The sequence below is a fragment of the Daejeonella sp. genome (assembly GCF_044342615.1).
Taxonomy (GTDB): domain Bacteria; phylum Bacteroidota; class Bacteroidia; order Sphingobacteriales; family Sphingobacteriaceae; genus Daejeonella.
Window position 1 is genome coordinate 1 of record NZ_JBIIPN010000152.1, and the last position, 5,590, is coordinate 5,590.

3 protein-coding genes and 1 pseudogene are annotated in these 5,590 nt (G+C 33.2%); all 4 read left to right on the top strand.

Annotation, left to right across the window (positions count from 1 at the left end):
• A pseudogene (locus tag ACIQ0D_RS11115) lies at positions 1-73 on the top strand (30S ribosomal protein S15); the annotation flags it as partial.
• Between the two features lie 122 nt (positions 74-195).
• Positions 196-2,343 carry a polyribonucleotide nucleotidyltransferase gene (gene pnp / locus ACIQ0D_RS11120; RefSeq protein ID WP_395805605.1) on the top strand — a complete coding sequence of 716 codons (2,148 nt, stop codon included), beginning with the start codon at positions 196-198 and terminating at the stop codon, positions 2,341-2,343.
• A gap of 135 nt (positions 2,344-2,478) precedes the next feature.
• Positions 2,479-3,132, top strand: a complete 654-nt coding sequence (gene rpe, locus ACIQ0D_RS11125; protein ID WP_395805607.1) for a ribulose-phosphate 3-epimerase — start codon at positions 2,479-2,481, stop codon at positions 3,130-3,132.
• A gap of 10 nt (positions 3,133-3,142) precedes the next feature.
• Positions 3,143-5,590 (top strand): carboxypeptidase-like regulatory domain-containing protein (locus tag ACIQ0D_RS11130; protein WP_395805609.1); only part of this gene is annotated, 2,448 nt, incomplete at its 3' end.

Below are 5,590 nucleotides of genomic sequence, written 5' to 3' on the forward strand. Positions count from 1 at the left end.
TCTTTACAAGAAAGATATCAACAGGTATCGTGCAATTATCAAAGCATTAGAGTTAAGAGATATTATAAAATAATCTTAGCAAAATTTTGCGAAGCCATCCTCAATTTGTGGGATGGCTTTTTACTTTTAAAAAAATAAAATCAACATAAAAGAAGATGTACTCAAAAGAGGAAAAGTACGTCGCAATTAAAACAAATGAGTTATAACGCAATTAAAAAAACATTCGATCTAGGCGATGGCCGTATGATTGAAATCGAAACTGGTAAATTAGCTAAACAAGCTGATGGTTCAGTTGTAGTAAAAATGGGTGATACCATGCTATTAGCCACTGTGGTTTCAAGTATTGGTGCTAAACCTGGGACTGATTTTTTACCATTATCAGTTGATTATCAAGAAAAATACGCAGCAACAGGAAGAATTCCAGGTGGATTCCTTCGTCGTGAAGCAAGACTATCAGACTATGAGGTTCTAATTTCTCGTTTGGTTGACCGTGCTTTACGCCCGATGTTCCCTGAAGATTATCATGCTGATGTACAGGTGATGATATCTTTAATTTCAGCAGATAAAAATATTATGCCAGATTGTTTGGCAGGTTTAGCAGCTTCAGCTGCATTAGCTGTTTCTGATATTCCGTTCAACGGACCAATTTCCGAAGTTCGTGTTGCTAAAATTGATGGTAAACTAGTTATCAATCCTTATTTAAGTGATTTAGAAAGAGCTACCATGGATTTAATAGTAGCTGGATCTGATAAGGATATTGTAATGGTTGAAGGTGAGTGTGATGAAGTTTCAGAAGAGGATATGGTTGAAGCAATTGAATTTGCTCACAAAGCCATTGCCATTCAGGTACAAGCACAAAAAGAACTTGCCGTTTTAGTTGGTAAAACTGAAAAAAGAACCTATAGCCACGAAATTCATGATGATGAGTTAAAACAAAAGGTATTTGCTGCTACTTATGATAAGGTTTATGCAATTGCTAAGTCTAATTCTTCAAAGCATGAGCGTAGCGCTAAGTTTTCTGAGGTTATTACTGAATTTATCGCTGAATTAGGTGAATCAATTGATGATACCACTACTTATTTAGCTAAGAAATATTATCATGATGTTCAATATGATGCAATCCGTAATCTAGTACTTGATGAAGGAATTCGTCTTGATGGTCGTGATTCTCGTACCGTTCGTCCAATTTGGTCTGAAATTAGCTACTTACCTTCCGCTCACGGATCTGCAATCTTCACTCGTGGTGAAACTCAATCATTAACTACTGTTACTTTAGGTGCTAAATCTGATGAACAATTAATTGATGGTGCTTTCTTTAACGGATACCAAAAATTCTTATTACACTATAATTTTCCACCATTTTCTACTGGAGAGGCTCGTCCTAACCGTGGGACTGGACGTCGTGAAGTTGGACACGGTAATTTAGCTATGCGCTCTTTAAAGAAGGTTTTGCCTGGTGATGATAATCCGTATACAATACGCGTTGTTTCTGATATCTTAGAGTCTAACGGTTCTTCATCAATGGCTACTGTTTGTGCAGGTACTCTTGCTTTAATGGATGCTGGTATTAAACTTAAAGCACCTGTTTCAGGTATCGCAATGGGATTAATATCTGATGAGAAAACTGGTAAATACGCTATTTTAAGTGATATTCTAGGTGATGAAGATCATTTAGGTGATATGGACTTTAAAGTTACAGGTACTGAAAAAGGTATTGTAGCTTGTCAGATGGACTTAAAAATCAATGGTTTAAAGTGGGAAGTGTTAACTGCTGCTTTAAAGCAGGCTAACGAAGCACGTCTTCATATCTTAAATGAAATGAAGAAAACTATTGCTGAACCACGTGAAGATTATAAGCCACATGCTCCTAGAATTGTAACGCTTAAAATTGATAAAGAATTTATCGGCGCTGTTATCGGCCCAGGTGGTAAAATCATTCAAGAAATGCAGCGTGAGACTGGTGCTACTATCGCTATCGAAGAAAAAGATAACTTAGGTATTGTGCAAATTTTCGCCGATAATAAAGAAGCAATTGATAAAGCTGTTGCTCGCATTAAAGGCATTGCATCTAAACCTGAAGTTGGTGAAGTGTACGAAGGTAAAGTGAAAACAATCATGCCTTTTGGTGCTTTTGTTGAAATTATGCCAGGAAAAGATGGTTTACTTCATATTTCAGAAATTGATTGGCAACGTTATGAGTCAATGGATGGTGTGCTAAATGTTGGCGACATCGTTAAGGTTAAACTTCTAGAAGTGGATAAGCAAGGAAAATTAAAGCTTTCTCGTAAAGCATTAATCCCTCGTCCTCCAAAACCAGAAGATAACAAACCTGCTGGAGAATAATTTATTCTCATTAAATAATTAAACCTGTCTGTGAAAAATCAGACAGGTTTTTCTTTTTTAGCCTATTTTATTCCGAATAATTAAAAATCAACTTTATATAAACTCTATTTACAATCAAAATTGTAATTTTACTAAATGAAACACCTTATAGCGCCTTCCGTTTTATCTGCAGATTTTGCCAATTTACAGAGAGATATTGAAATGATTAATCGTAGTGAAGCAGACTGGTTTCACATCGACATTATGGATGGGGTATTTGTACCTAATATTTCCTTTGGCTTCCCTGTACTTAAAGCGATTCATAAGCACGCCACCAAACCTCTTGATGTTCATTTAATGATTGTAGATCCTGATCGTTATTTACATGATTTTAAGTCGGCAGGAGCCGAAAATATTACCGTACACATTGAAGCATGTACACATCTTCATCGTACTTTAAGTGCAATAAGAGACTTAGGTTGTAGGGCTGGGGTAGCTGTAAATCCGCATACTTCAGTAAGCCAATTAGAGGATATCATTGAAGATCTAGATATTGTTTGTTTAATGTCGGTTAATCCTGGATTTGGAGGTCAAAAATACATTGAGCGGACTTACAAAAAGATTAAAGATCTTAGAGCAATGGCTGCAGGAAGAAATGAAAATCTGTTGATTGAGATTGATGGTGGTGTTTCAAATGAAAATGCATTTAAATTAATTGAAGCAGGAGCAGATGTTCTTGTAGCTGGAAATGCTGTTTTTTCTGCTGCAGATCCTGTTTTAGAAATTGCATCTCTAAAAGGAATTAGATAATTAATTGATTTTGAAGAATGAAAATCAATATCCTCTTAAATTTCTATTCTCTAAAAATATAGTTTGGAGATATTTATTTATTTCATTTTCATTCGTTGCGTTTACATCTCTAATACTTTTACCAACTAAATTATTAGCTCAAGATTTGGGCACTATAAAAGGCATTGTTAATTCTGAAAAAGGCGAATTATTAAGTGCTGTAACAATTAAAGTAAGTAATCAAGCAATTATTGGTCTGACGAATAAGGATGGTTATTTCCTATTAAATAAAGTTCCATTAAAAACTGAATTAACTTTTAGCAGATTAGGTTATAAAAATCTAACTATTAATTTAGATTTAGAACCCTTAAAGGATAATATCCTCAATATAACATTAAGTCCTGATATTCAATCTCTTGATGAAGTTTTTATCACTGAAAAATTCAGCTCCTTTAATCTTAAAAGTATTGATTTTGCAAAATATTCAGCTATACCTCAAACCTCTGGAAGTTTTGAAAGTTTTATAAAAAACTTACCTGGTGTATCTGGAAATAATGAGCTTAGTTCACAATACTCTGTCAGAGGGGGTAATTTTGACGAAAATTTAATTTACCTCAATAATGTAGAAATATATCGGCCCTTACTAACTAGATCTGGGCAGCAGGAAGGACTAGGTTTTATTAATCCCAGTCTCAGCTCAAATGTATATTTTTCTGCTGGAGGATTTGAAGCACGCTACGGTGATAAATTATCCTCAGTTTTAGATGTAAGATATAATAAACCGGATAGCTTAACAATTGATGCACAAGCAGGTTTACTTTTAAATTCTGGTGCACTGAAATGGCCGCTTAAAAATGGATTTCTATTAGCAGGTTTTAGAATAAAGAATAATCAGACTTTATTGGAAAGACAGAATATTGAAGGTGATTATTTTTCTCGTTTCTCGGATTATCAATTCTTATTTAAGCATAACATAACATCTAAATTAAACTTATCTTTTTTTATCCTGTATAACCAAGGAAAATTTCAAGTTCATCCCAAGACAAGGCTTACTGAATTTGGAACTTCCGATGATGTTTTAAGATTGATGGTGAATTATTCTGGGCAAGAAATGAGTAAATATGAGGCTTTAAATAGTGCTTTTACCTTTTCATACAATCCTAATAGTTCATTAAATGTTAAATGGATCAGCTCGATTGCATCTATTAATGAAAATGAAGATGCTAATCTTTTAGGATGGTATTCTTTTATAGATAGGGGCAGTACTGCATTGAATTCAGTAAGTAATTCTGGTCTACTAGGTGCTGGCTCAAATCATACATTTTTCAAAAATCAACTTAAATCCTTATATTATAACACTGAGCTGAAAATTTATAAACAAATCAAAAATTCATTCCTTGAAATTGGTACACGTTTTCAAACTGATCTTATCGAAGATAGCCTCAAGGAATTTATTGCAAAAGATACAAGTAATTATTCCTACCCCGAATCTGGCAACTGGATTTACTCAGATATTTTAAATGATGTAAATAATGTTAAAATTTATCGATTTAATGCTTTCATTCAAAATACTGTTAATCTAGGTAGTAAAGTTATACTTGCAGCAGGTGTAAGGTTCAATTACAATAATTTTTCTAATGAAAAAATACTCAGTCCGCGACTCACTATAAAGTATCAAAATGGACAGAATGATAAATTGCAATTAAAGTTTTCGCTTGGTGCCTACAATCAAGCTCCCTTTTATCGTGAACTTAAAAATTATAATGGAAGCCTAAATTTGAATGCTAGGGCACAAAAATCGTTTCAATTTATTACTGGTGCTGATTATAAATTTGATGGATTGGGAACCCGTTTAAAGTTTAGTTCAGAAATATATTATAAAATTTTAAGTAAAATAACACCTTATAAAATAGAAGATTTAAAAATTAGATATTTATCTGATCAAACAGCGAAGGGTTATGCAGCTGGTGCAGATTTTAGTTTAAGTGGTAATTTTGCTAAAGATTTAGAATCTACTTTTCGATTTTCCATTTTGAAAACAGAAGAAAATATTCTAAACGATTTCTATTTTTCAAAAGATAAATTAGGTAATGATATAAAGATTGAATCTGGTTATTTAAGACGACCAACAGATCAATTATTTAATATTGGTATGATGTTTCAGGATCGGTTAATTCAAAACCCAACCTATAAAGTACATCTAAATTTAGTCTATTCATCTTCACTTCCTATTGGCCCACCTGGGCCCCAACGACATACAGAACGTTTCAAAATCCCATCTTATAAGCGTGTTGATATTGGTTTTTCTAAAGATTTTGCAGATTCTGAAAGTAAAAGAGGATCAATATTAATAAAAAAATATTTTCAATCATTAAGCCTCCACACCGAGCTTTTCAATCTTTTTAATTTTAAAAATACTACCAGCTACCTTTGGTTAAATGATAAAAATGAAAGGCAATATGCCGTTCCTAACTATTTA

Bases quoted from the DNA above. Each gene is read 5' to 3' on its own strand.
- pnp (WP_395805605.1), top strand. From the start codon at position 196: ATGAGTTATAACGCAATTAAAAAAACATTCGATCTAGGCGATGGCCGT.
- rpe (WP_395805607.1), top strand. From the start codon at position 2,479: ATGAAACACCTTATAGCGCCTTCCGTTTTATCTGCAGATTTTGCCAAT.